Here is a 370-nt window from a genome sequence, read left to right as displayed (position 1 = left end):
GGACGGTGCCGATGCCGGAGATGGTGTAGACGTCCTGGATCGGCAGGCGCAGCGGCGCGTCCGTCGGCGGCTGGGGCTCGGGCAGATCGTTCAACGCCTCGAGCATCGTCCGGCCCTCGAACCACGGCATCTCGTCGCTGCGTTCGGAGACGTTGTCGCCCTCGAACGCCGAGATCGGGATGAAACTCGCGTCGTCGCTGCTGAAACGCACCTGGTTCAGGAGCTTCTTGACCTCCTCGACGACCTCGCGATACCGGTTCTCGTCGTACTCGACGAGGTCCATCTTGTTGATTCCGACGATGAGTTCGTTGATCCCGAGCGTGCGCGCGAGGAAGACGTGTTCCTGGGTCTGGGGCGCGACGCCGTCGTC

Annotated in this window: 1 protein-coding gene; it reads right to left on the bottom strand. The window is 64.6% G+C overall.

Annotation, left to right across the window (positions count from 1 at the left end):
• The coding region (locus QRT08_RS18415) for a GTP-binding protein (RefSeq protein WP_286047453.1) at positions 1 to 370 on the bottom strand (370 nt) is incomplete at both ends.

Origin of the sequence: Halalkalicoccus sp. NIPERK01 (assembly GCF_030287405.1) — an archaeon.
GTDB lineage: Archaea > Halobacteriota > Halobacteria > Halobacteriales > Halalkalicoccaceae > Halalkalicoccus.
This window is presented reverse-complemented; position numbering and strand designations above follow the sequence as displayed.